Annotated in this window: 20 protein-coding genes; 8 read left to right on the top strand and 12 right to left on the bottom strand. The window is 66.9% G+C overall.

Annotated features, from left to right (window positions below):
* Positions 1-6: 6 nt before the first annotated feature.
* The 3 genes from CV023_RS12910 to CV023_RS12900 form a co-directional block, all read right to left on the bottom strand.
* Entirely contained in the window at positions 7-2,751 is a 2,745-nt protein-coding gene (locus CV023_RS12910) for an alpha/beta fold hydrolase (protein ID WP_230746205.1), read from the bottom strand.
* Positions 2,752-2,759: 8 nt separating this feature from the next.
* Entirely contained in the window at positions 2,760-3,788 is a 1,029-nt protein-coding gene (locus CV023_RS12905; protein WP_230746203.1) for a 3-oxoacyl-ACP synthase III, read from the bottom strand.
* A 138-nt stretch (positions 3,789-3,926) separates the two neighbouring features.
* Positions 3,927-4,982: a hypothetical protein gene (locus CV023_RS12900; RefSeq protein WP_230746202.1), complete on the bottom strand. Its 1,056-nt coding sequence runs from the start codon at positions 4,980-4,982 to the stop codon at positions 3,927-3,929.
* A gap of 183 nt (positions 4,983-5,165) precedes the next feature.
* Between CV023_RS12900 and CV023_RS12895 the strand changes: the two genes are divergently transcribed.
* Positions 5,166-5,969, top strand: coding sequence for a 3-oxoacyl-ACP reductase (locus CV023_RS12895; protein WP_230746201.1), 804 nt, complete (start codon positions 5,166-5,168; stop codon positions 5,967-5,969).
* 96 nt (positions 5,970-6,065) lie between these two features.
* On the opposite strand, the gene CV023_RS12890 is transcribed toward CV023_RS12895, so the two are convergent.
* The gene (locus CV023_RS12890; RefSeq protein WP_230746200.1) at positions 6,066-6,362 is read right to left on the bottom strand and encodes a hypothetical protein; all 297 of its coding nucleotides are present in this window, start codon (positions 6,360-6,362) and stop codon (positions 6,066-6,068) included.
* Positions 6,363-6,569: 207 nt separating this feature from the next.
* Here CV023_RS12890 and CV023_RS12885 point away from each other — a divergent pair, with 207 nt between their 5' ends.
* Positions 6,570-6,917 carry a hypothetical protein gene (locus CV023_RS12885; protein ID WP_230746199.1) on the top strand — a complete coding sequence of 116 codons (348 nt, stop codon included), beginning with the start codon at positions 6,570-6,572 and terminating at the stop codon, positions 6,915-6,917.
* Between the two features lie 415 nt (positions 6,918-7,332).
* Here CV023_RS12885 and CV023_RS12880 read toward each other — a convergent pair whose 3' ends face one another.
* The 3 genes from CV023_RS12880 to CV023_RS12870 all read right to left on the bottom strand — a co-directional run bounded on the left by CV023_RS12880 (position 7,333) and on the right by CV023_RS12870 (position 10,181).
* Positions 7,333-7,902: a dienelactone hydrolase family protein gene (locus CV023_RS12880; RefSeq protein WP_230746198.1), complete on the bottom strand. Its 570-nt coding sequence runs from the start codon at positions 7,900-7,902 to the stop codon at positions 7,333-7,335.
* 158 nt (positions 7,903-8,060) lie between these two features.
* A complete protein-coding gene (locus CV023_RS12875) occupies positions 8,061-9,644 on the bottom strand; it encodes an FMN-binding glutamate synthase family protein (RefSeq protein WP_230746197.1) in 1,584 nt (527 codons plus the stop codon).
* A 159-nt stretch (positions 9,645-9,803) separates the two neighbouring features.
* Positions 9,804-10,181 carry a TM2 domain-containing protein gene (locus CV023_RS12870; RefSeq protein ID WP_230746194.1) on the bottom strand — a complete coding sequence of 126 codons (378 nt, stop codon included), beginning with the start codon at positions 10,179-10,181 and terminating at the stop codon, positions 9,804-9,806.
* Positions 10,182-10,424: 243 nt separating this feature from the next.
* Between CV023_RS12870 and CV023_RS12865 the strand changes: the two genes are divergently transcribed.
* Positions 10,425-11,720, top strand: a complete 1,296-nt coding sequence (locus tag CV023_RS12865) for an MFS transporter (RefSeq protein WP_230746192.1) — start codon at positions 10,425-10,427, stop codon at positions 11,718-11,720.
* Positions 11,721-11,789: 69 nt separating this feature from the next.
* Entirely contained in the window at positions 11,790-12,614 is an 825-nt protein-coding gene (locus CV023_RS12860) for an enoyl-CoA hydratase-related protein (protein ID WP_230746191.1), read from the top strand.
* A 78-nt stretch (positions 12,615-12,692) separates the two neighbouring features.
* Here CV023_RS12860 and CV023_RS12855 read toward each other — a convergent pair whose 3' ends face one another.
* Positions 12,693-13,391, bottom strand: coding sequence for an NUDIX hydrolase (locus CV023_RS12855; RefSeq protein ID WP_230746190.1), 699 nt, complete (start codon positions 13,389-13,391; stop codon positions 12,693-12,695).
* A 295-nt stretch (positions 13,392-13,686) separates the two neighbouring features.
* On the opposite strand from CV023_RS12855, the gene cls reads away from it, so the two are divergent.
* Positions 13,687-15,174 carry a cardiolipin synthase gene (cls, locus tag CV023_RS12850; protein WP_230746189.1) on the top strand — a complete coding sequence of 496 codons (1,488 nt, stop codon included), beginning with the start codon at positions 13,687-13,689 and terminating at the stop codon, positions 15,172-15,174.
* A gap of 290 nt (positions 15,175-15,464) precedes the next feature.
* Here the strand turns inward: cls and CV023_RS12845 are convergent, their stop codons facing one another.
* Positions 15,465-16,082 carry a hypothetical protein gene (locus CV023_RS12845; RefSeq protein WP_230746188.1) on the bottom strand — a complete coding sequence of 206 codons (618 nt, stop codon included), beginning with the start codon at positions 16,080-16,082 and terminating at the stop codon, positions 15,465-15,467.
* 159 nt (positions 16,083-16,241) lie between these two features.
* Positions 16,242-17,276 carry an agmatine deiminase family protein gene (locus CV023_RS12840; protein WP_230746187.1) on the bottom strand — a complete coding sequence of 345 codons (1,035 nt, stop codon included), beginning with the start codon at positions 17,274-17,276 and terminating at the stop codon, positions 16,242-16,244.
* 379 nt (positions 17,277-17,655) lie between these two features.
* Between CV023_RS12840 and CV023_RS12835 the strand changes: the two genes are divergently transcribed.
* The 3 genes from CV023_RS12835 (at position 17,656) to CV023_RS12825 (ending at position 20,966) form a co-directional block, all read left to right on the top strand.
* Positions 17,656-18,831: a CaiB/BaiF CoA transferase family protein gene (locus CV023_RS12835; RefSeq protein ID WP_230746186.1), complete on the top strand. Its 1,176-nt coding sequence runs from the start codon at positions 17,656-17,658 to the stop codon at positions 18,829-18,831.
* 232 nt (positions 18,832-19,063) lie between these two features.
* A complete protein-coding gene (locus CV023_RS12830) occupies positions 19,064-19,852 on the top strand; it encodes a DUF5819 family protein (RefSeq protein ID WP_230746185.1) in 789 nt (262 codons plus the stop codon).
* Entirely contained in the window at positions 19,842-20,966 is a 1,125-nt protein-coding gene (locus tag CV023_RS12825) for an HTTM domain-containing protein (RefSeq protein WP_230746183.1), read from the top strand. The genes CV023_RS12830 and CV023_RS12825 overlap by 11 nt, the downstream gene beginning before the upstream one ends.
* A 107-nt stretch (positions 20,967-21,073) precedes the next feature.
* Here the strand turns inward: CV023_RS12825 and clpB are convergent, their stop codons facing one another.
* A complete protein-coding gene (gene clpB / locus CV023_RS12820) occupies positions 21,074-23,680 on the bottom strand; it encodes an ATP-dependent chaperone ClpB (protein WP_230746181.1) in 2,607 nt (868 codons plus the stop codon).
* Between the two features lie 170 nt (positions 23,681-23,850).
* The gene (locus CV023_RS12815; protein WP_230746179.1) at positions 23,851-25,428 is read right to left on the bottom strand and encodes a Na+/H+ antiporter; all 1,578 of its coding nucleotides are present in this window, start codon (positions 25,426-25,428) and stop codon (positions 23,851-23,853) included.
* Between the last annotated feature and the right edge of the window lie 68 nt (positions 25,429-25,496).

The raw sequence follows: 25,496 nt of genomic DNA, 5'->3' as shown, positions 1-25,496 counted from the left end.
TGCTCCTCAGATCCGGCCGCGCACCGGACCCCCGGCGAGGACGCTCTCGGCCCAGGCCGCCAGTCGGGAGCGGTCGATCTTCGAATTGTGGCGGATGTCGGTCGGGAATTCGGGGGCGACGAGGACTGCCGAGAGGTCGCTGCCGTCGACCTCGGCGACTCGGGCGCGCAGCCTGGCCGCGAGATCCAAGGGCGCCAAGCCGGGGGACAGTGAGGTGCCCTCGGCGTCGATGACGGCCACCAGCGCCTGTGTACCGGCGGGCCCGATGCCGACGACGGCGCTGCGGCTGACCGCCTCGTCGCTGTCGATGAGCGCTTCGAGACCGCCGGGACCCACAGGCCCGCGCGGGGTGGTCACGACGTGCTGGAGGCGGCCTTCGAGCCATACCCGTCCGGCGGAGTCGATGCGCCCGATGTCGTTCGTCCGATGCCAGGTGCGGCCGTCGAGGTCGTCGCGGGCCGAGAGCGCGGTGGTGTGCCAGAGATTGTCGTAGCCGGACTTGATGTGGGCGGCGCTGACGACGAACTCGCCGAGGCGGTCCTGGGCTTCAGCGCCCACGAGGAGGTCGTCGGCCGAGGCTCCGGTCTCGTCGATGGGGGCCAGCGCGAGCTCGACGCCGTCGATGGGACGGCCGACGCAGACGCCGAGGTGTCCGGTCTCGGCAGCCTCGGCGACTCCAGCACGGTCGATGTCGGTGAGCAGCAGGCCTTCGGTCATCCCGTACGGCGAGTGAATGCTCGCGTTCGGGAACACCTCGGCGATGGCATCCATGAGCTCTCCGGGCACGGGCGCCCCAGCCGAGAGCACGAGCTCGATGCGTGCGCATGCGGCGCGCTGATCCTCGTCGAGGTCAGCGGCGGTGGCGGCGACATTGCGGTAGGCGGCCGGGGAGGCGAAGACCATCGTCGAGCGCCCGGCGATGATCGCGTCGGCGATCGCCTGCGCCGTGAGCGTCTTCGGCTTCGTCACGGACATGTCCGGAGTCACCGAGGTGGCCCCGATGGCCGGTCCCAGGAGTGCGAAAGGTGGGAAGCCGGCAACCAGACCGGTGCCTTCCCTGACATCGAAGACCCGGGTCAGCACCGCTGCCAGTGCCGAGATATCGGCATGGGTGTAGCGCACGCCCTTGGCCGGCCCGGTCGATCCGGAGGTGAAGAGGATCGCGGCATCGGCCTCGGCGGGCGGGGTCGGCAGCTCGGCGCGGTGTGGGGTGCGGGAGAGGGCGGTGAGGCTGGTCTCGACCGTGAGGAGCGCGGACTGGACCCGGTTGAGGGGCTTGACGGAGATCCGTCGACCGGGCCAGTCGAAGGCCCGCGCCAGGCTCAGGCCGGGCAGCTCCCCGATGATCCACTGCGGGTCCGCCGAGGTGGTCGCCCGGGTCATGCCCCGCGGGCCGAGTCCGGCGTCGGCGACGACGGCGACCGCCCCGATCTTCAGGCAGGCGTAGAGGGCGGCGGTGAGATTGTTGCCCGGCGGCACGAGCATCGAGACCCGATCGCCCGGGCGCACGCCGAGTTCGAGCAGGCCGCTGGCGATGCTCGTCGTCACGTGCCACAGGTGGCGCCAGGTGATCTGCTGTGCAGGGTTCTGGGCGAAGTCCACCGAGGCGACCGATTCGTCGTCGCGGCGGGCATCGAGGATCGCGGTGACCGCCCGGGGTGCCGGGGAGTCCGGCGCCGAGGCGGTTGTCGGCTCTGCTGCGGACGGCCGTTCGGTCGCGGACCGCCGAGCGTCCGCTGTGCGATCGGACGCTGCCGGGAACTGACTGCTCAGCCAGTCGAGGACGAGGCCGGCCACGTCGTGGTCCTCGCTGAGCAGGTGGGAGGCCGTCTCGAAGCGGTGGACGTCGGCCTGCGGCAGGCGCTGCCGCAGATCGCGGAGGTAGCGCTCGAGGAACACCGGGTCCTTCGGGCCCCACACCAGCAGAGCCGGGTGTTCGAAGGCGGCGATGTCGGTTCCGATGCGTTGGAGCTCCGGGTGTGAGGGATGAGCCTCGTCGACCGGGATGTCGGCGACGAAGCCGCCGATGCCGTGCCGCAGCGCCGCCGAACGGTACGGGGCGCGGAAGGCGTCCTTGGTCTCGGGTGAGAGATCGCCGAGGCGCAGGGTGACGCCGAGGAACCCGTCGGTGAGCACGGTGGCCGTCGGCAGCATCGGGCCGGCCAGGGTGGCCCGAAGCGGGGCGGGGATCGGAGCGTCCTCGGGTTGGTGGACGGCCGTGTTGAGGCTGATCGCCGCGGAGACGACATCGGTGTTCCTGACCGCCCAGCCGAGGGAGAGCACCCCGCCCCAGTCGTGACCGATCGTCACGATCGGGTGGTCGGCATCGGCACTGCCGGCCGCCTCGGCGAGCAGGGTCGTGACCACGGCATCGAAATCGTCGATGCGATCGGCGATGCGACGGACCTCACCGGACTGCGGGGTGGGGGCCGAATCGTGCGGCAGGCGTTCGGAGAAGCCCATGTCGAGCTGATCGGGCGCGATGAGCCGCCACACGCGCCCACCGGAGCTAGCGGTCTCGACGGTGGCCTGGGCCAGCCGGCGCCACAGATAGGACCAGGTGGGGTTGCCGTGGAGGGCGAGGATCGTGCCCTCGGGCTCGAGGCCGGCCTCGCGGAGCACAGCGAGTGTGTCGAGGACGTGGAAGGAATGCCGTCCGTCGGGGGTCTCGGCCTCGACGATCCGGGACCAGGCGGGGTCCCACTCGGGCAGCTGCGGGGGAGTCGTGGCCGGCCGTGCAGGATATCTCATGAACTCTTCTACCACTCGATTTCGGTCATGGCGGTGTTTAGGCCGGAGCCGACGCCCATGCACAGGATGCGGTCGCCGGGCTTGAGGGATTCGGCCTCGCGGGACAGGGTGATCGGCAGGGACGCGGGTCCGACATTGCCGAGCTCGGGGTAGGTCACGGGGATCCGGTCGGGATCGAGGTTCGCGGCCTTCGTGATCGAATTCGTGTGCACATCGGAGACCTGATGCAGGACGTAGCGGTCCATCTCACGCCAGTCCCAGCCGGTAGCGTGGGCTTCCTCCCAGGCCGCGACCACGAGTTCCATGCCGCCGGCGAGCAGGCCTTTGGCATCGGTGAACATGCCGTTGTGGTCGCCGACGCACAGTGCATGGTGCTCGGTCGCCGCCCGGGTGATGCCGCCGAGGATGCGGTGGCCTTCGGGATGTCTGTCGGCCGGACCGAGGACCGCGGCGGCCGCCCCCGAGCCCAGGGTGAGGGAGGCGAATTCGTTGAGGTACTCCTCGCGGGTGATCTCCGGACGGTTGAGGCGGCGCAGGGTCGCCTCCTGCACTCGGGAGGCATCCTCGCCGGCGACGACGAGGGCGTAGTCGATCTGTCCGGCGTCGATCATGTTCGCGGCCAGGGTCATGCCGTTGACGAAGCCGAGGCAGGCGTTGGCGATGTCGAAGTTCATCGCCTGCGGACCGAGTCCGATTCCGGCGTGGACGCCGACGGCCACGGACGGTTCCAGGTGCTCACGGGTCACCGAGGTGTTGACCATCAGTCCGATCGAGGCGGGGGACACCTCCGCCTCGTCGAGGGCCTGCTTGCCGGCGGCGATCGCACCGTCGACGAATTGGTTCGGCTGATCCCAGTTGCGGCGCGCTTCGACTCCGGCCACCCGCTGCAGCAGACCCTGGGGCAGGTGGAGGGATGAAAGGGTATCGGCGAGGCGTTCGTCGAATTCCTGCGACGTCACTCGGTTCGGGGCTTCGATCTCGGTCAGGCCGAGAAGCGCCACGTTCGAGTGCCGAAATGTTGCGTTGCCATTCGCCAATTGAGGTACTCATCCCTTTTCGGGTAGTTCGTCGAAGTCTGCAGGGCCGCTGCGACACACGCGGGGCGCGCCACGACGGGGGAAGTCCGGAGACTATCCTATCTCTCCCTTGCTGAGTCGGTTCTCAGCGAGGAGTCATCAGCGGGTGAACCATGTGAATGCATCGTAGAGCATTCCGGTGGAGCAGAGAATCGCGATGATGCCGAGGATGATCGACGTGACCGTGTGCGAGACCTTCGAGGACTGGTAGCGAACGGCCCGCGAATGGGCCATCGGACGGTCGGTGACAAAGTGGCCGAACTGGGCGAAGATGCGCCAGTCCATGACGTCGATGAGGGACTTCGCGGCCAGGGTGAAGACGATGATGCAGCCGACGCCCATGAGCAGCAGGAAGACGAAGCCGAGGAAGCCGTAGTCCTTGAAGAAGTCGACGACCCGATCGCCGATGGCCATGGCGAAGGCGGAGAACCCCTCGCTGAAGGGCAGCGGGTCGAAGGAGTCGGTGATCCCGTTGAGGCTGAAGCCGTCGCGTTCGGTCCGCTCGGCGCCGATGTACATGCTGATCGACGCCGCGAGGGCGACGAGGAGGTTGATGATCGTGATCGTGGCATTGTCGGGCCAGAAGTCGAGTTCCTTCAGGGAGAAGGTCGCGGCCAGGGCCACACAGACGATCGCGCCGGTGAGGGCGCCGATCGTCGCGGGCAGGATCAGATTGTTGAAGAAGACGAACGCGATGACCGCGATGAGTGCGGCACCGAAGATGTAGGTGAAGACGGCGAGAGTGTCGCCGTTCGAGGCCGTGGCCGCCCTCCGGTTCGCTTCGACCAATTGGCCGGAGTGGCCGATGTTGCGGGCCAGTTCCGCCTTCGTGGCGCGGGGCTCGGCGTCGTCGTAGCCCTCCGCGGCGCCGTGGCGAGTCTCGTAGCCTGCGTTCGCGGGCAGGACGCGGGTTTCGTCCTCGTTGCCGTAGGCCCGGGTCGGCTGGGTGTACTGACCCTGGGTGTACTGGCCTTGGGGGTGCTGCTGGCCCTGTCCGTAGGGCTGCTGGGGATAGCGTCCCTGCTGACCGGGCCCGCCCTGGGGTGAGCGGGGCGCCGGCTGCCAGCGACCGATCTTCGCGCCGATGAGATAGACGACGAGGACGACGATTGCTGCGAGTACGCCGATGGAGATGGCTGCGCCGATCTCGTTCATAGGGGGAACTTTCTGGGGATGGACAATAGTGGTCGTCTCTTCAGTCTATGGATGATCGGCCCGGTATTCACCTCGCCGGTGCGTTTTCCGCGGCCCGAGGCCGCACTCGGGCCGCGGCCGACGCCGCAGTCGGACCGTGGCGGGTAGGGTGAGGAGACGCCGAGCATTCGAAGGAGAATCGCGATGAGCAACGCCCAGGCCTTCACGACCGCCGCCATGCCCCTCGACCAGCAGATCGTCCTCGTCACCGGAGCCGGGCGCGGCCTGGGCTCCTCGATCGCCAAGGCCTTCGCCCACGAGGGCTCCGCTCTCGTCATCAATTACCGGTACTCTGCCGACTCTGCAGAGGAGCTCGCCGAGGCGGTCCGCGCTCGCGGCGGGCGTGCCCTCGCCGTTGAGGCCGATGTCACCGACTCCCGCGCGGTCGATACGATGTTCGAGACCGCAGCCGCCGAATTCGGGGCACCGGTTTCGACCGTGGTCAACAACGCGCTGATCGACTTCTCCTTCAACGGCGGCGATCGGCAGCCGGCCGATGAGATCGACTACTCGGACTTCGCCGATCAGTTCCAGGGAGCTGTGGGTGCGGCGCTGAATACGGTGCAGGCGGCGATGAGCGGGTTCCGTGAGATCGGCTCCGGACGGGTGATCAACATCGGCTCGAACCTCGTCCAGAACCCGGTCGTGCCCTACCACGACTACACCGCGGCGAAAGCCGCACTGCTGTCTCTGACCAGGACCTTCGCCAAGGATCTCGGGTATGCCGGGGTGCGCGTGAACATGGTCTCGGGCGGATTGCTGCGGACCACGGATGCCTCCTCGGCGACACCCGAGGAGGTCTTCGACCAGATTGCCGAGGCGAGCGCGCTGGGGCACGTGACCACTCCGGAGGAGTTCGCCTCGGCGGTGGTGTTCTTCGCCTCCCCAGCCTCCCGGGCGGTCACCGGCCAGAACCTCGTCGTCGACAACGGCCTCGTCATGGGCTGAGGCGGCACCGGCTTCCAGTATTGCCCCGGGCGGCAACCTTAGCTCCGGGGCGATGGCCGTGATGCCGAAAGCAGACCGCGGTGTCGAGGGCAGGCTTCATGAACCCCGCTCTCGATGCTGCGGTCCGCTTTCGGCGATGCGCTGCTTGATTGCGACGAAGAGCTCGTCGCGAAACAGATCGGCCCACACCAGATTGAAGACGGTGTAGCCGGCGTTGGTCAGCTTCATGTGACGCTTGTGATTGTCTTTGCTGGCTCTATCCGGCCCATCGGCGTTGAGATAGTACTTGCCCAGGCCATGGAATTCGGCGATCAGCGGCAGGTCTTCATGCCGGAAGTCGGCCCGGCCGATGAAGGAGCCCGCTCGATCGTAGACATCGACCTGTGGAACCATTCCGCGGATGCCGAGTCGGTGGAACTTGACGGCACACAGCGATTCTCCCTGTGACTCATGACGGGAATCTGCGAGGTCGAAGGCTGATCTGGCCGTTCGGCTGCCTCGTCGTCGGCTGCTCAGATGATCGTCCAGTTCCGATCTGCCGACCCTTCTCCAGTGCAGAGCCTCCGAGATCATCGGCACCGAGATCTCTAGGGGATAGTCATGCGCGAGATCGGCGAGCGTGCGGGCGAGGTCGGTGACGAGGAACTCTCCGACCCTCACCCGGTCGGATCGCGTGAGTGCCCGGTCATAGATGCGCAGTTCGGGAAAGTTCGCGTGATAGCCAATTCGAGTGAACTCGACCTGTTCGGTCGCAGGATAGGGAGGCTGAATGCCGTGGAGCAGGGCGGCCGAGATGTGGGAGAACGCATCGGTCGGCTGGAGATCGGGCAGTCGGGATCTGATCAGCAGTTTCAGCTTTTCGCTGTGGTCCCGGATGTCCCCGTAGGTGTGTGGATAGTCTGCAGGCTGTGTTGGGGTGTGTGGATGAAGAGATGCGTGGGCGGGTGAGTCGCATGGGCGGACAGGGGCGAAGAATCCCCGGCGCACTCGCCTAAGGCAACACCGAAGGGCGTTGCGGACATCTTTCTCCGTCAACCCTAGTCGGATCAGTTCCTGCTTCGTATATACACGAGCCATTCGAATATAGTTACATTGAAACGCATCTAACGCAAGCAAACGAAATCAAAAGTTAATAAAAGGAGCTTAAAGAATAGAGGTTGACTGTGCCGAAGTGACAAAAGCGCCGAGTGGTGGGTGCAGTACCGATGACCGAGCGCCGGCGGCAACGCCGAGCGCAGACCGCAGCGTCGAAAGTCGACTTCAGGAAGTCAGCTCTCGACGCTGAGGTCTGCTTTCGGCGATGCGCGGTCTGGTGGGGCGGCCCGCAGCGAAAGGACTGCGACTGACCATCGCGATGCGGCTCTTATGCCCGGTCGAGGAACTCCAGGGCGCGGGCGAGGAGAAGCTCGGCGTGCTCGGGGACGTGGTCGGGGGAGGTCTCGTCGCTGAACAGGTGGGTCGCGCCGGGGTAGAGAAGATGCTCGGCCTGAGCGCCCGCCCGGGCGGCCGATTCCAAGAGGAACTCCGCAGTGCCGTGATCGCGCCACTCGTCGTCGACGGCGAAGTGGATCTGCACCGGGACCTGGGACTGCCAGCGCGTCGGCTTCGGGAATCCCCCGCCGTGGAGCAGCAGCGCCCCGCGGGCCCGAGGGTCGTTCTTGCCCATCTGCTGCGCGATCCCGGCGCCCAGCGAGAGGCCTGCGAAGACCAACTCCCCGGGCAACCCCGCGCATGCCGCGGCCACCCGGTCGACGAGCCTCGAGAACCCGATCTCCTCGGCGTGACCGACACCCGCCTCGGCGGTAGTGAAGGTCCGGCCTTCGTAGAAGTCGGGAGTGTGGACGGTGTGCCCGGCCGCCGTGAACTTCTCGGCGAGGGCGTCGATGCCGGCATTGCGCCCGAGCGCGGAGTGGAGCAAGACGAGGGTGGTCATGATGCCTCCAGTGTGAATCGGTTCGGTGGGTGGCGCTCAGCGGGCCCGGGTGGGCCGCAGCCACTCCGGTCCCGGCGCGCAGCCACTCCGGTCCCGGCGCGCAGCCACTCCGATCCCGGCGCGCGGCCACTCGGAGCCGGCCGCCCAGAGCCGGCCGCTCAGCGGCTGTGTCCGCGGGGAATCGTGAACGAGTCGGCACGAGCGGTCTGCCAGTCGGCCGCCCAATCATCGGGAGCACCATTGAGCAGCTGCCCCGGTGTGAGCCACTCGTAGAGGCGGGCATAGGACCACGATTCCGATGCGGAGACATTGCGCCGCAGCATCGTCGGCTCGAGGTCGTCCGGGTGAGCCGCACCCATCGATGCCATCAGCCGGACCGCCTCGGCGACGGTGGCTTCCTGGTAGTTCTTCACCCGGGTGGACTTGTCCGGGACGTCGACCGCACGCGCTCGCCGGGGATTCTGAGTGGCAACGCCCACAGGGCACTTGCCGGTGTGGCAGGCCTGGGCCTGGATGCAGCCGACGGCCATCATCATCGCTCGCGCCGAGTTCGTGAAGTCGGCGCCCTGGATGAGGCGTTTGACGATGTCGGAGCCGCTGGCGATCTTGCCCGAGGCCCCGATCTTGATCTTCTTCCGCAGCCCCGCGCCGACGAGCGCGTTGTGCACGATCATCAGGCCCTGGGTCAGCGGCAGGCCGACATGGTCCTCGAATTCGATCGGAGCCGCGCCGGTGCCGCCCTCGGAGCCGTCGACGATGATGAAGTCGGGCAGGATCTCGGTCTCGACCATGGCCTTGACGATCGAGAGGAACTCCGTGCGTGAGCCCAGGCAGAGCTTGAAGCCGGCAGGTTTGCCGCCGGAGAGCTCGCGCATGCGGCGGATGAACTCGAGCAGCTCGATCGGGGTCGAGAACACGCTGTGTCCGGGTGGGCTGATGCAGGTCTTGCCGACGGGGATGCCGCGGATCTCGGCGATCTCCTCGGTCACCTTGGGTCCGGGCAGGACACCGCCGATGCCGGGCTTAGCGCCCTGGGAGAGCTTGAGGGAGACCATCTTGACCTGCGGATCCTTGGCCTTCTCGGCGAACACGTCGGGGTCGAAGTCGCCCTCGGGGGTGCGCGCCCCGAAGTAGCCGGTGCCGAGTTCCCAGATGAGGTCACCGCCGAATTCGCGGTGATAGGGCGAGATCGATCCCTCGCCGGTGTCGTGGGCGAACCCGCCCATCGCCGCACCCTTGTTGAGGGAGCGGATGGCGTTGTCGCTCAGCGATCCGAAGCTCATCGCGGAGACATTGAGCAGTGCGATGTCATAGGGCTGGGTGCATTCCTCGCCGCCGATGCGCACCCGCGGCGGGGTCGGGGCGTTGGCGATGGGCACCGCCGAATGCATGAGCGCCTCGTAGCCGGTGCGGTCGACGTCGTGTTCGGTGCCGAAGGCGTGCTCGGAGTGGACTCCCTTGGCCCGCTCGTAGATCGTCGTCCGGGTGTCGCGGCTGAAGGGGCGGCCGTCCCAGTTGCGTTCGATGAAGTACTGCTGGATCTCCGGTCGGATCGACTCGAGCAGGAACCGGGCGTGACCGGCGATCGGGTAGTTGCGCAGGATCGAATGCTTCTTCTGAGTCATGTCCCAGGCGGCCAGCGCACCGAGGCCGAGCGCCGATGCCGTAGCCGCCAACTGGGCGATCTGCTTGCCCGGAGAATCTCCGGTGACCAGTCGGACAATGGGGAATTGCCGTTTCATCGTGCCTCCTTGAACCGTCTTATTCGTGAGCCTAGACCTGCTCGCGGCGGATTTCAGGAAAGGTCGGGCTAATAGTCCGCAAACGGCAGGCCCGCCGAGGTGGGGCTTCGGCTGAGGGTCGAGCTGGGTGGCGGTCGAGGCCAGGAGGAGAAGCGAGACTCAGAACAGCTGCGTGAGCAGGGCGACGATGCGGTCATCGACCTGCAGGGAGTAGCCGATGATGATGAGGAACCCGGTCGTGATCCAGGCGATCTCCTTGCCCGCGTCATACCCGCGCAGGGGAGCCCGGCCGACGCGGAGCCCGCCGGCCATGACGATGACGAGGTCGGCGATCCACCAGATCCCGAACCCGCCGAGGCTGATCAGCTTGAGGACGCCAGTGACCCACCGGCCGGTGAAGAAGCGGTCGGCGCCGAGGAATCCTGCCAGCAGGGAGAGCATCCAGGTGAGGAGGAAGGAGCGGTTGCGCGGCGTTGCGGCAGCCGGGTCCGGGCACTGTGGGGGAGGGGAGAGCTCGGGAGGCGAGATCACGGACATCGTGGCGGTTCTCTTTCAATCATCGCTGCTCTCCGTGATTCGAATCCTGCGGTGCGTCGGAATCTCGAATCAGGAGGAGCCGGGGACGGACGGCTGGTGGGGACCTGAGTCCAGCCTAAGAAGCCGCTGAAGCCGTGCGCATTGGGGTTTTCCCCATCATTCGTCTTGCTGTGCGCACTGTCACAGCATCCGCAGGGCGGAATGGTTTGGGACGATCACCTCGGCGGGCATAGCGTTGCCTTCATGAGCACAGGTGAGCCGAGTCCGACGAGCACTCGGCGCACAGTCGCTGCAGTCTTCCTCGCCGGAGTCGCGGTCTTCCTCGTCCTCTACGAGACGCAGGGGCTCCTGCCGGCCATCCGTGACGCCTACGGCATCGATGCGCCGACGGCGAGCCTGACGGTGTCGGCGACGAACGTGGCCATGGCCGTCTTCCTCATCCCCTTCTCGATGCTCGCCTCCCGCATCGGCCACGCCCGGCAGATCGCCGGAGGAGTGATCCTCGCCGCGATCCTCGCGCTCATCCTGCCCTTCATGCCGAGTCCCGAACTGCTCATCACCGTCCGCTTCCTCCAGGGCGCGGCCATCGCCTCGGTGCCGGCCACGGCCATGGCCTACCTCTCGCTGCGTCTGCCTTCGGCCGCGCTGCCCGGCGCGATCGGGGTCTACATCGCCGGAAACACCATCGGCGGACTCGCCTCGCGACTGCTCACCGGGCTGGCCGCCGAGCTGCTCGGCTGGCACGGCGGGCTCGCCGTCACCGGGGCCGTCTCCCTGCTCTTCGGATTCATCGTCGTCTGGCTGCTCCGCCACGATGTCTTCGCCACGGCGAAGAGCAGAGACGCGCACGAGACCGAACGGGGCACCGCGAACGACGACGGAGCCCTGCATGCTGCGGATCCCGCGGACGCTGCGAATCCCGGAGACGTTGCGGATCCCGCGGACGCTGCGGGCCCGCCTCGGCGGGCGATCCTCCCGTTGCGCGGGGGACTGTGGCGGATCTACCTCACCGGCTTCCTGTGCATGATCGTCTTCGGCGGATCCTTCACGATGCTCGGCTCCCGCCTGCAGCGCGAACCCTGGCAACTGAGCGAGGGCGCGGTCGCGCTGTTCTTCCTCATCTACCTCGTCGGCACCGTCGTCACCACCTATTACGGGCGGTTGGCCACGAAGTTCTCGCGCACTCGTCTGACGCTGATCGGCATGGCCACGGCGCTGCTCGGGGCCGGGCTGACGCTCGTCGACTCCCTCGTCGTGATCATCCTCGGCATGGCGCTGCTGACCGGCGGCTTCTTCCTCGGCCACACAGGAGCCTCCGCCGCGGCCAGTGCCGCCCGTCCCGGGGTCGACTCGACGCGCTCGGCGGCCGTCTACCTCACCGTCTACTATCTGGGCACGAGCCTCGGCGCCTGGCTCTCGGCGGTCCTGTTCACCGACTTCGCGTGGCCCGGCGTCGTCGCCATGTGCGCGACCGCGCTGTTCGCGGTGCTGGTCTTGACCCTGAGCGGTGCTCGGCTAGGCTTCAGAAAACGCAACTGATCAGTCGTTCAGTCGCCGAGGGTGATCCGGTCGCTGTCGGCGGCTGCATCCAGACCACGAAGGAGCTTCATGCCCACTGCCGCGCATTCGACCGTCGTCTACTCCATCGACTCGGGCGTCGCCCACGTCGAGATCGACCGAGCGGAGAAGCTCAATTCGCTGACCGGGGAGGTCTTCGAAGACCTCGTCGAGGTGGGGCTGGCGGTGAAGGACGCGTCTGAGGTCAGGGCCGTGGTTCTGTCCGGGCGCGGACGGGCGTTCAGCGCAGGCCTCGACTTCACGGAGATGGCAAGGATCGCCGAGGCGGGGGCCGCGACCGGTTCCTCGGAGACTGCCGTCGATGTCGGGTCCCGGCTCGGGTCGGCCCGCGCCCTTGCGCAGAAAGCCGTGCACGTCTGGTCGCTGGTCGAGGTGCCCGTCATCGCTGCGATCCGCGGGGCCGCGCTGGGCGGGGGAATGCAGATCGCGCTCGGTGCCGATATGCGCATCGCCGGCCATGACGCCCAGCTGTCGCTGATGGAGATCAAATGGGGCATCATCCCCGATATGTGCGGCACCCAGCTGCTGCCGCGGCTCGTCGGCCCGGCGATGGCGAAGAAGCTCATCGTCACCGGCGATGCCGTCGATGCCGCGACCGCCGAGCGGATCGGCCTCGTGGAAGAGCTTGCCGAGGATCCGGTGGCACGCGCCCTTGAGCTCGCCGCGCAGATCGCCGGGCGTTCGCGCTCAGCTCTCGTCTGGTCCAAGCGGCTCGTCGACCTGTCCTATGACGCCGAGTTCAGCGTCGGCCTCGACGCCGAACAGGAGGCGCTCGCCTCACTGCTCGGCACCGCAGAGCAGAAGGCCGTGGTCGCCGAGCGCCTGGCGGCCATGCGCGACCGCTCGAAGGGCTGAGCTCGAAGCCGCGGGGCTGAACAACGCGTTCGGGTGGAGATCTCCGGAACTCCGGAGGAATCGGGCCCCGCGACCCGGTCAGGCCCCGCGGTTCGAGGGGAATTCCGGCCGGGTCGGATCGATCGCGCGACCGCCCCGGATGACCTCGGCGACAGAGGCGAATCCGGCGAGTTCGCGAAGCAGCACGAAGGTCGGGCGCATCAGCTTGAGTTCGCCGGCGTCCTCGGCGGCGAGGATGTCGTGGACCGAGCGCCATTCGCTCGTGTGCGCCTCGGTCGTCTGGTGGTGGGCAGACTCCACCGCCTCGGCCGAGACCGTGTAGAAGTAGGTGTCGAAGCGCTTCGGCCGGCCCACCGGGGTCACCCAATTGGCCCAGGGCTTCAGCCCCGCCGGATCGAGGACAGCACCCGTCTCCTCCTCGACCTCGCGCACCGCGGTCGCCAGCAGGATCCGCCACCCCTCGGCCACCTCGGCGATGGTCGACTTCGCCCACGCATCGCGGTGCACCGCAGGATCGGGGACCTCGATCCCCGGCGCCGTGCGCTCATCGATCGGATCGACGCGGCCGCCGGGGAAGACGACGACGCCGGCGGCGAAGTCCATCGTCGACACCCGGTGCTGGACGAAGACCTCGATCCCGGCGGTCGAGTCGCGGAGCATGAGCACGCTGACGGCGGGGCGGACCGGCACGGCCGCCGGATCGGCCACCTGCGTGCGATCCGCGGCATCCGCGCGGTCGCTCGGGTCGGAGCCCTCGGGGGAGATGTCTCGAATCACGATCAGCACCTTCGCTTGCGTCTTGAGGTCACCCTCCAGTATGCCTGCCCTACGTGGTGAGTTGGGGATCCGGGGTGAGCCGTCACCCGGGCTGAACGGGCAGGATACGATGGTGGGCAGGTGAAATTCTGACCCATCATTTCAGGGGAGCAAGCTCTCGCCGAGGTGGTCGAGCCACCGGGATCGAGCCCGGAGCGACCGGCCCCGGTCCCAGGTTCCGAGGGGATCGGGCCGGAGTGGTCGGAGCCGGCCCGAGACAGATGCGACATAGACAGAGCGGACGAGAGTGAGCGGCGTGGAGATCTATCCCTTCCTCACGATCGATCAGGCGTGGCCGAGCTGGTTGATCGTCACACTGGTGGGTCTCGATCTGATCATCCGCATCGTCGCGCTCGGCTGGATCCCCCACAACCGCAGGCCTTCGGTCGCCCTCGGCTGGCTGCTCGCGATCTTCCTCATCCCCTATGTCGGGGTCGCCGCATTCATCCTGCTCGGTTCGTCGAAGCTGCCGAAGCGGCGGCGGGAGAAGCAGACGCTGATCAACGACATCATCCGCGATCAGATCCACGATCAGGCGATCATCGGCGACTCGGACCATATGCCCGAGCCGCTGAGCACGGCGGCCCAGCTCAACTTCGACCTCGGTGCGCTGCCGATGACGCACGGCAATGACCTCCACCTGCATGTGGACAACCACGAGTGCATGGAGGCGATGGCCGATGCCGTCGATCGGGCCGAGAAGTACGTGCACTTCGAGTTCTACATCGTCGCCATCGATGACACGACGAGGCGGCTGCTCGAATCGCTGCTGGCCGCCCACGCGCGCGGCGTCAGTGTGCGGATCCTCATCGACCATGTCGGATCACTGGGCTATCCGGGATATTCCGAGCTGATCAAACGGCTCGACTCCTCCGGTGTGCCCTGGCGCCGGGCCCTGCCGATCCGACCGTGGCGGGGCGAGTACCAGCGTCCCGATCTGCGCAACCATCGCAAGATCCTCGTCGTCGACGGCACGGTCGCCTTCACCGGGTCGCAGAACATCATCGACCGCTCCTACAACAAGCGCCGCAACCTGCGGAAGGGCTTCCAATGGATGGATCTCTCCCTCGAGTGCACGGGACCTGTGGTTGAGGAGCTCGATGCCGTGTTCGTCACCGACTGGTACTCGGAGACGAATGAGTTCCTCGATGAGTCCTCCGAGCTCGCTCTCAAGGCTCCCTCATCGGGCGGCATCCAGGCGCAGGTGGTGCCCTCGGGGCCGGGCTTCGAGGATGAGAACAATCTGCGCCTGTTCAATCACCTGATCTACAACGCGAACCGGACCGTGGTCGTGTGCTCACCGTACTTCGTGCCCGATGAGTCGCTGCTGCACGCGCTGACCACGGAGGCCCGGTCCGGCGTGGACGTCCGCCTCTACGTCGGAGAGACGAGCGACCACTGGCTGACGCAGCGGGCACAGCAGTCCTACTACAACGAACTGGTCCGGGCCGGTGTGCGGATCTTCCTGTACCACGCGCCGACGGTGTTGCACTCGAAGTTCCTCATGATCGACGACGAGGTCTCGATCATCGGCTCTTCGAACATGGACGAACGGTCGTTCGCGATGAACATGGAGGTCACGATGTTCATCGTCGACAAGGAGTTCACCCAGCGCATGTACGACCTCGAGGCCCGTCGCTATGCGCCGAATTCCGTCGAACTCGACGGTGAGCGCTGGGCCGAGAGGCCGCTGCTGCACAAATACGTGGAGAACGTGGCCCGCCTGACGAGCTCACTGCTCTAGTCAGGTGGCGGGATCGGCGGGGTCGGTTCGGCTTGCGCGGTCGACTCGGCTTGCGCGGTCGGCGCATCCTTCACCGAGAGTGACATATCAGAGCGTTCCTCCGGTGCGTTGTGTCACTCTTGTGTGTTTATGTCCCTGCGGCAGGCGGAGACAGGCGAGCGGCGGAACCGAAAGTCGGTTCCGCCGCTCGTCATCACGCTGGTGGGCGTGAGTGTTCAGTCTCGCGAGTGGTGCTCAGCCCACTGTGGAGGGTTCAGCTCTCGCTGAGGGTTCAGCTCTCGTTGGAGGGTTCAGTCTTCGCTGGAGACTCCTGCGGGTCCCTCATCGTCGAGACTGCGCTCGGGATCGGCGAGGGTGTCCTGAGACTTGGCCGCCCCGGCCGCGTGCGGGTCGTGCTTGACCTCGCTGGGTTTGGGTACCGAGGACTTGCTCGAGCTCGACTTCGCAGCGTTCGAGCCGGTCGAGGACGAGGCCGACTTCGCCGAGCCTGAGCCCGACTTCGCCGAACCGGTGCTCGACGCGGACGCGCCTGCCCCGGTCGAGGCGGCATTCGCGCCAGGCGATGCCGCGCCCGTGGACGGCGCGTTCGAGGATGACGTCGATGCGGAGCCGGGACCGCCGGAGGTGCTTGCGGAGCCGTCCTCATCGCCGTCAAACTCCGAGACCGAGGAATCGACGCCGGTGGCAGCGGCATTGACCTTCTCAACGGTGTCCTGGACAGCATCGGCGACGGCCGGGGACTTCTCGCGGATCGACTGGTTGGCCTTCTCGACCGTGTCCTGCACGCGCGGGTCGGTCCAGAGATCCTGAGCCTGGGCCTTGAGTCGTTCGTAGCTCTGGCGCCCTGTGCGTGATCCGAGGATGAATCCGACTCCCAGACCAGCCAGGAGAATCAATCTCTTCTTCATCTTTCTGCTCTCCTTCTCAGCTTGCCGTGACTGCTTCCAAAAGGATGCGTGCCACGATCCGGTGACCGAGTTGATCAGCGCATCGGCACAGTGTCCTGATTCACCAGCTTATACTGCGCATCCCGTGTCGGTGAAAGAAAACTTCACAGAGCATGGCGGTCATTCGAGGCTCGGCTGCTGCTGAGTGATGCAGTGGATGCCTCCGCCGCGGGCGAAGAGCTCACGCGCGTCGACCCCGACGACCTTCCGCCCCGGGTAGACGCTCTCGAGCACCGCGATCGCCTCGGCGTCGGCCGGATCGTCGAAGGTGCAGGCGATGACCCCGTCGTTGGTGACCAGGTGATTGACGTAGGAGTAGTCGACCCACCCCTCCTCGTCGGTGAGCGCCTCGGGGGCGGGAATCGGCACGACCTCGAAAGGCTGCCCATCGGCCGTGGTCTCGCGGGCGAACTGGTCCTTGACCGCACGGCTGAATTCGAAGTCGGGGTGTTCGGGATTGCGCTGATCGTGGACGAGCACGACACCGGGGCTCGGCATGGCGGCGACGATGTCGACGTGCCCGCGGGTGCCGAAGGTCTGGTTGTCCCGGTGCAGACCCCGGTCGAGCCAGATGACCTTCCGAGCACCGAGCGTGCGCGCGAATTCAGCCTCGACGTCCGCCTCGGTCAGTCCCGGATTCCGACCCTGGTCGAGCTGCACGCTGCGGGTCGCGAGCACCGTTCCGCGGCCGTCGACGTGGAAGCCGCCGCCTTCGTTGCGCAGTGAGGAGTCGATGACGGGCACCTCGGCGAGTTCGGCGACGAAACGGCCGATGTGCTCATCGTGGTCCCATTTCGCCCACTCCTGTGCGCCCCAGCCGTTGAACACCCAGTCCACCGCCCGCAGCTGACCGGCATCGTCGAAAACGAAGCTCGGCCCGATATCGCGCATCCACGCATCATCGAGTTCGGCGTTGACGATCGTGATCGGGTGCGTGATCCCCGCGCCGAGGTGGCGCCGGGCGTGCTCGGTCTGCTCGCTTGCGACGACGACGGTCACCGGGGTGAACTCGCTGGTGGCACGGGCCACAGCCGCCCAGGTGGCGCGGGCTGCCTCGGCGTCGGCTTCGGTATCGCCGAGCGCATAGCCCGAAGACGGGAACGCCATCCAGATCCGATCCTGAGCGGCTGTCTCCGCAGGCATGTGAAACGTCATCGTTCTTCCTTCTCGTGTGTCGTCGGTGCTCGGCCCGGGCGGGGTTCGAATCCCACCCGCCGAGGCGCATCCGGTATCGGCAGGCACGACCGTTCCGGTTCGGGTTCGCTGCGCTCGGGCCTCGAACGGTGTTTGTCCTCCGAGTCTAACCAGCACAGTGCCGCGCGGGACGACGGATTTCGCAGGCGACCGCGCGGTTCTGGAGGGCGAGAGCCGGACGACATGAGGGCGAGAGGCGGACGGCAGGATTCGCCGGTACCCGCACCGGGCGACCCACCGATCCCGTGAGAATCCGACTCGAGTGACCGTATAGTCTGGCCGGAGAGCACGATCCGACATTTCACAGGTCGGTCGACGACGGCGCCGAAGGAGGCAGCAGGTGGAGCACGAGGATCAGCAGGACGCTTTCGGGCGCGCAGGAACCGGCCCTCTGGCGGGCGTGGTCGTCGCCGACTTCTCTCGAGTGCTGGCCGGCCCCTACGCGACGATGATGCTCGCCGACCTCGGCGCCACGGTGATCAAGGTCGAGGGCCGCACCGGCGATGACACGCGGCACTGGGCCCCGCCTCGGCGAGACGATGATGCGACCTATTTCCTCACGGCGAACCGGAACAAGCACTCCGTCGTCCTCGACTTCAAGGACGCTGACGACCTCGCCGCCGCCCAGGAGCTCGCGCGTCGGGCCGACATCCTCGTGGAGAACTTCAAGGCCGGGGGACTGGCGAAGTACGGCCTCGACTACGACACGGTCAAGGCAGGCAACCCGGGCATCGTCTATGCCTCGGTGACCGGGTTCGGCCCGAACAACCCGCAACCCGGCTACGACCTGCTCATCCAGGGGCTCTCGGGGTTCATGAGTGTCACCGGTTCCGAGGAATCGGGCCCGGTCAAGGCCGGTGTCGCTGTCGTCGACGTGTTCACCGGACTGCACACGACGGTGGGCATCCTCGCCGCGCTCGCCCACCGCAAGGACACCGGCATCGGCCAGCACGTGGAGACGAATCTGCTGTCCTCGGCGCTCTCCGGCCTGGCGAATCAGACTTCGGCCTATGTGGCCGGCGGGGTCGTGCCGCAGGCGATGGGCAACGCCCACCCGAGCCTCTACCCGTACCAGCCGATGCCCACCGCGCAGGGCCAGATCATCATCGCCGTCGGCAACGACAACCAGTTCAAGAAGCTCGCCGAGGTGCTCGGTCATCCCGAATGGGCGGCCGACGAGCGCTTCGCGAACTTCGCCGACCGCAACGTCAACCGTGCCGAGCTCGAGCCCGCGCTCATCGCCGCCCTGAGTATGCGTACGAACCAGGAATGGTTCGACATCCTCACCGAGGCGGGACTGCCCTGCGCGCCGATCAACACGATCGCCCAGGGCGTGGACCTCGCCTCGTCCTTGGGTCTCGATCCCGTCGCCGAGGCGGGGGCCGGGGGCCGGGTGATCCCGACGGTGGCCAACCCGATCGGCCTGTCCGAGACCCCGGTCAGCTATGACCTGGCCCCGCCGACGCTGGGGGAGAGCACCGAGACGGTCAAAGCGTGGCTGCGCGGGGAGGAATGAGTTGGGGCCCGTGCCCTGTGGTCAGGTGCCCGGGATGTGCGTCCCGGCGGGCGGTGCCCGAGGCCCGGTGGACGGTGTCGGCGACGATCAGCAGATGATGAGGGCGTCCTTGCTTCAGCTGAAGTACCCTAGAGTCTGAGTGTCATCGCCTGACTTACCGAGAGAATGTTGAGCCTCTGCTCGGTCGGGCGGGCGCCACCGTCGTATCGGCCGATAGGATTCTGGAACTGAGATGGACAACAAGACGACTGAGGTGAAGTCGCGGCCCCGGCCGATGATCAAGCGGACGCTCATGGTCATCGCCATGGCGATCACGGGCTTCCACCTCTTCGCGAGCTTTCTGTGGATCGCCCCGTCCTCGACGCTGCGGGAGGTGATTCCCGGCGACCTGCTCTCGAAGTACATGATTCCGATGTGGGGTCAGTCCTGGAGCGTCTTCGCCCCCGAGCCGATCAACGGCGACTACTACTTCGATGTCCGTGCGGTGATCTCGACCGACAACGGTGAGGAGATCACCGAATGGGTGCGAGCCACCGATGTCGAACTCGACCACTCGACCTACAAGCTCTTCCCTCCTCGCTCGGCGGGTCTGGGTGTCGGTGTGGCCTCCGACCTCAAGGGCGAGTGGGAGGACCTGCCCGATGATCAGAAGGCGATCGTCAAGCTCGACTACTTCAAGGGCGACGATTCGGCCGAGCGGCTCAAGACGAAGCTCGATGAGTACGAGGACCCGAAGAACACTGTGAGCTCTTATCTGGACAGCGAACACACCGCCACGGCCTATGCCACCCAGGTCGCCAAGGCGATCTGGGGCGATGACGTGCAGCGCGTGCAGTATCAGGCGGCCCGGCAGAACGTCGTCCCCTTCTCCGAACGCAACGACAAGTCCGCCGAGCGACCGAAGATCCAGCCGGTTCCCGTCGGATGGAGGGCACTGGTGACAGAGGACCAGCAGTCGGATGAGGAATTCGCGAAGTACTTCTGCGCCTCGGATGAAGTGAGGTGCGTCGGTGAGCAGTGACGAGACGACGCGGACCGAGAGCCGCGAACCGCAGCGCGAGACCACCGAGCGCCCGTGCAACGCCGAACCGACGCGCGAGTCCGCGGCCGCCTCGGCGGAGGAGCGCCTGCCGATCACGACCCAGGTGCGCACGAACATCGCGCGCGGCTGGAACTGGCTTGAGGAGATGCTCACCGGCCGCTATCACGCGACCTACGGTCTGGCGGTGACGCGGATCCTCATCGGCATCACGGGGCTTGGCCTCATCCTCACGAACTTCAACGCCAGGCACTACACCTTCGGTGTGGGCAACGCCTGGAGCGGGGAGATCGCGGAGCCGCAGAGCGACTTCCCGAACATCTGGCTCTTCTCCCTCTTCCACCGTGTGGTGACGACCCCGCCGCTGTTCACGGTGATGATGCTCGCCCTGGCCGCCCTCGCCGTGGTCATCACTCTGGGCTGGCACACCCGGATCATCCTGCCGTTCTATCTGGTTCTGTGGGTCAGCTTCATCGAGCTCAACGACGGGGCCGGCGATCAGGGCGACAACGCCTACCGGATGTTCATGATCGCCCTGCTCTTCGCGGACACGACCAGACGCTGGTCACTCGATGCGCGCAGGCGCCGACGCAACGCCGACTTCCCTGACACCGACGGCGGCCAGTGGCGGTGGGCGCTGATCATGGCCAACAACCTCGCGATCGTGGTGCTCGCCTTCCAGGTCTGCGCGATCTACATGTCAGGCGGTCTCTACAAGGCCGGCGGCAATGCCTGGCAGCACGGCTTCGCCGTCTACAACCCCCTGCACACGCAGCAGTTCGGGACCTGGCCCGTCCTCTCCGACCTCGTCACAGCGTGGGGTCCGGCGGTCGTGGCGATCTCATGGGGATCGGTGCTCTTCCAATGCGCGTTCCCGTTCATGCTCTTCAACCGCTACACGCGCATCATCGGGCTGCTCGGCATCCTCTCGTTCCACTTGGGAATCGCGCTGCTGATGGGTCTGCCGTGGTTCTCGCTGACGATGATCGCCGTTGATGCGATCTTCATCCGTGACCGCAGCTTCGCCAAACTCAGCGCGTTCCTTCACCGTTGGTGGACGACGACAACGCCGCGGAAGGACACGGCGAAGACCTGAAGCGGCGCGCATGCAAAGAGCTCGGTCTGCGGACCAGAGACCTGTCTGCAGACAGGCCTGGTGTACGCAGACCGAGCTCTTGCCGCATCACCGCCGGCGGCGCCGCATCACCGCTTGGGGCGCAACTCCAGACCGCTCGCCTCGGGGTCGTCGGGGAGATCGACGATGACGGTGTCGCCGTCCTCGACGTCACCGGCCAGCAGTGCGCGGGCTAGCTTGTCGCCGATCTGGCGCTGGACCAGCCTGCGCAGCGGCCTGGCACCGTAGGCCGGATCGTAGCCCTCGAGGGCCAGCCAGTCCTCGGCCGCATCGGTGACATCGATCGAGATCCGCCGTTCGGCCAGCCGCTGCGAGAGCCGCTGGATCTGGAGGTCGACGATCGATGACAGCTCTTCGGTGCTCAGCGCATCGAAGAGGACGATGTCGTCGAGGCGGTTGAGGAACTCGGGCTTGAAGGTCGAATGGACGACGCCCATGACCTTCTCGCGCCGCTCGGTCTCTGACAGCGACCTGTCGACGAGGAACTGCGAACCGAGGTTCGAGGTCAGGATCAGGATGGTGTTCCTGAAGTCGACCGTGCGTCCCTGACCGTCGGTGAGCCGACCGTCATCGAGGACCTGCAGCAGGATGTCGAAGACAGACGGATGGGCCTTCTCCACCTCGTCGAGCAGAACTACGGAGTAGGGGCGGCGGCGCACCGCCTCGGTGAGCTGACCGCCTTCGTCGTAGCCGACGTAGCCGGGAGGGGCGCCGACGAGACGGGACACCGTGTGCTTCTCACCGTACTCGCTCATATCGATCCTGATCAGGGCCTTCTCATCGTCGAAGAGAAAGTCCGCGAGTGACTTCGCGAGCTCCGTCTTGCCCACGCCGGTGGGTCCGAGGAAGAGGAACGAGCCGGTCGGCCGATCCGGATCGGCGACGCCGGCCCGCGAACGGCGGATGGCATCGGAGACCGCGGCGACCGCGTCCTTCTGACCGATCAGCCGCTGTCCGAGCACGTTCTCCGCCCCGAGGAGCTTCTCGATCTCACCCTGCATGAGCCGACCCGCGGGGATGCCCGTCCAGGAGGAGACCACCTCGGCGATGTCATTGCTCGAGACCTTGTCGGAGACCATCGGATCGCCAGCCTGCCCGGCCTCGGCCTGAGCCTCCTCGGCTTCGGCCTCGGCGATCTCCTTCTGCACGGCGGGGATCTCCCCGTAAAGCAGCCGGGAGGCCGTCTCGAGATCCGTATCGCGCTGGGCCCGGTCGGCCTGGGAGCGCAGCTCGTCGAGTTTCGTCTTCAGCTCGCCGACGCGGTTGAGGCCGGCTCGCTGGGATTCCCAGGTCGCCTCAAGCCCGCGCAGCTCCTCCTCCTTGTCGGCCAGGTCGGCACGCAGGGCGCCGAGGCGCTCGACCGAGGCCGAATCCGTCTCCTTCGCCAGCGCCATGTCCTCCATCTTCAGGCGGTCGACGGCACGGCGGAGCTCGTCGATCTCGACCGGGGCCGAGTCGATCTCCATCCGCAGCCGGCTGGCCGCCTCGTCGACGAGGTCGATGGCCTTGTCGGGCAGCTGCCGTCCGGTGATGTAGCGATTGGACATGGTGGCCGCGGCGACCAGGGCGCCGTCGTTGATCGAGACCTTGTGGTGGGCCTCGTAGCGCTCCTTGAGTCCGCGGAGGATCGCGATCGTGTCCTCGACGCTCGGCTCATCGACGAACACCTGCTGGAAGCGGCGTTCGAGGGCGGGGTCCTTCTCGATGTTCTCGCGGTACTCGTCGAGGGTCGTCGCCCCGATCATCCGCAGCTCACCGCGGGCGAGCATCGGCTTGAGCATGTTTCCGGCATCCATCGAGGAATCGCCGCCGGCACCCGCCCCGACGATGGTGTGCAGCTCGTCGATGAAGGTGATGATCTGCCCGTCGGCGTTCTTGATCTCCTCGAGCACGGCCTTGAGCCGCTCCTCGAATTCGCCCCGGTACTTCGCACCCGCGACCATTGCGGAGAGGTCGAGGCTGATCAGGGTCTTGTCCCGCAGCGACTCGGGCACGTCGCCGGCGACGATCCGCTGGGCGAGGCCTTCGACGACGGCGGTCTTGCCGACGCCGGGCTCACCGATGAGGACGGGGTTGTTCTTCGTCCGGCGCGAGAGCACCTGAACGACCCGGCGCACCTCCTTGTCGCGGCCGATGACCGGATCGAGCTTGCCCTCGCGGGCGGTGGCGGTGAGGTCGATGCCGAACTTCTCCAGCGACTGCATCGTCTCCTCGGGATTCTCCGAGGTGACCTGCTTGCCGCCGCGCAGATCCGGCAGGGCCGCAAGCAGGGCGTCGCGGGTGGCACCGGCAGAGCGCAGAGCATTGCCGGCGCCCTCCTGTCCGGCGGCAGCGGCGAGCAGCAGGTGCTCGGTGGAGACGAACTGATCGCCGAGTGCGGTCATCTCCTCCTGCGCGAGGTTCATCATCTCGAGGCCGGCCCGGGACAGGCTCGGCTGAGACACGGTCGAACCGCTGACGGTGGGCAGGCCTCCGATGACGGCCTCAAAGGCGGTCAGCACGGCCCGGGGGTCGGCACCGACCTTCGTCAGCAGGCTCGCGGCCAGCGAGTCCTGCTGCTGGAGCAGGGCCGCGACGAGGTGGGCCGGTTCGATCTGATTGTTTCGGCGTGCGACGGCGTCGTTGATCGCCGTCTGCAGCGCCTCCCGTGACTTGGTTGTCATCTGTGCGTCCATACGCAACTCCTTCAAAAGTGTTCTGAAATAGCTCTCGAAGAGTTCAACATCTGCAGAGTTGAGTCTATTCCACTCAACTTTGTTTAGGGAAGGAAAATCTCACGGGCCCAGCCCGCAATCCCAGCCGCGGTCGCGCGTCAGGAAACGGCCCGCGGGCCGCCGCTCGAGCCTCAGAGTACGAGCACGGACTGGAGGTCGAAGCGGCGCAGCACCTTGTCGGCGACCTCCGGGTCGGTTCCTCTCTCACGTCTGGCCTTGAGCACCTCGGCGCGGGCCGTCTGCATCGCCCGCTTCTGCACCTGCAGCATCTGTTCGCGGTTCTCCCGGAAGGCAGCGGCCTGATCGGAGCTGGCCTGGTCATCCGAGGTGCCCAGCAGCTGGGTGTAGAGCATCTTGAACCTCGCGCGCAGGGGTTCGGCGACCTCGTCGGGGAGGGAGTCATCGGTCTTGATCTGGTGCAGGGCCGCCTTGTAGGCGCGCATCGCGATCGCCTTCGTCGCCGCCCGCTCCTTCTCCGCCTCGTCGTCGATGCCGAGTCCGTCGACGACGGCCGGGAAGGTCAGCCCCGCGAGTACGAGTGTGACGAGGAGGATCACGGCGGCCGCGACGAGGATGTAGGACCGGCCGGGGAAGGGCTCGCCGGTGTCGGTGGTCGCCGGAATCGACAGCGCCAGGGCGATCGTCGCCAGCCCCCGCATCCCGCCCCAGGTCATCAGCGTGGCATCGCGGAGGTTGAGCGGCGCCGCATCGGGATCCTCGTGCGTGCGCCTGCGTTCGATGAGAGTGCCCAGCAGCAGCCAGCCGAAGCGCACGGCGATGATCACGGCCGCGATCGCCAGGCCGACGAGGACTGCCCGGCCGAGATCGGCGTGCTCGGATTCGACGACCATGCGCAGGTCGAGGCCGATGAGCCCGAAGGCGATCCCGGTGATGAGCATCTCGAGGACCTGCCAGGTCGAGGCCTGCGTGACGCGTTCGGCCGAGTTGCCCTCGACGTCGCGGCGGCGGACCTCGAGGGCGGCGACGACGACGGCGATGACGCCGCTGGCGTGGAAGTGCTCGGCGATGAGGTAGACCCCGAAGGGCAGCATGAGCATGAGCGAGGAGCGGGCGATGGTGTGGTCGATCTTCTCCATCACCCACCACACGACGAAGACGACGGCGAGCCCGATGAGGATCGCGACCACGGCGGAGATGACGAAGGACACGGCGAGCTCACCGAAGTCCACCTCGGTGCCGGCCATCGCCGCTGCCATCGCGGTCTGGAAGATGACGAGGGAGGCGGCGTCGTTGAACAGGCCTTCGGACTGCAGTGTCGACATGATCCGGCGGGGAATCGAGACGGTGCCGGCGACCGCGTCGACGGCCACGGGGTCGGGTGGGGCGAGCATCGCACCGAGCGCGATGGCTGCGGCGATCGAGATCCCCGGGATGAGGAACAGGGCCGATCCGGCCACGGCGGCCACGGTCACGCCGACCAGGGCCACGGCCATGCCGAGGATCGTGCGCCAGCGGATCGAGAACAGCGCCCATGATGTCTTCTGCGCGGCCGCGAAGAGCAGCGGCGGCAGGAAGAGGGGGAGGATGAGTTCGGGCTCGATCGTGATCTCGGCGAAGGTGGGGATGAAGGCACCGGCGATGCCGATGAGGACCATGAGCGCCGGCCAGGGGAGTTTGAGCTTCTGACCGAGTCCGACCACCACCGAGGTTGCGGCACCGAAGCCGATGATCATGAGCAGCGTGGTCATGCGTCTCTCCCTCGCGTCTGGCCCTCCGGCCCCACCTGACCGAGACTGCCTGCGCAGCCTTCGCAGCA

Origin of the sequence: Brevibacterium sp. CCUG 69071, from assembly GCF_021023135.1 — a bacterium.
Lineage (GTDB): Bacteria > Actinomycetota > Actinomycetes > Actinomycetales > Brevibacteriaceae > Brevibacterium.
Note: the sequence above shows the minus strand (reverse complement) of the source record. Positions and strands in the feature narration are given on the sequence as shown.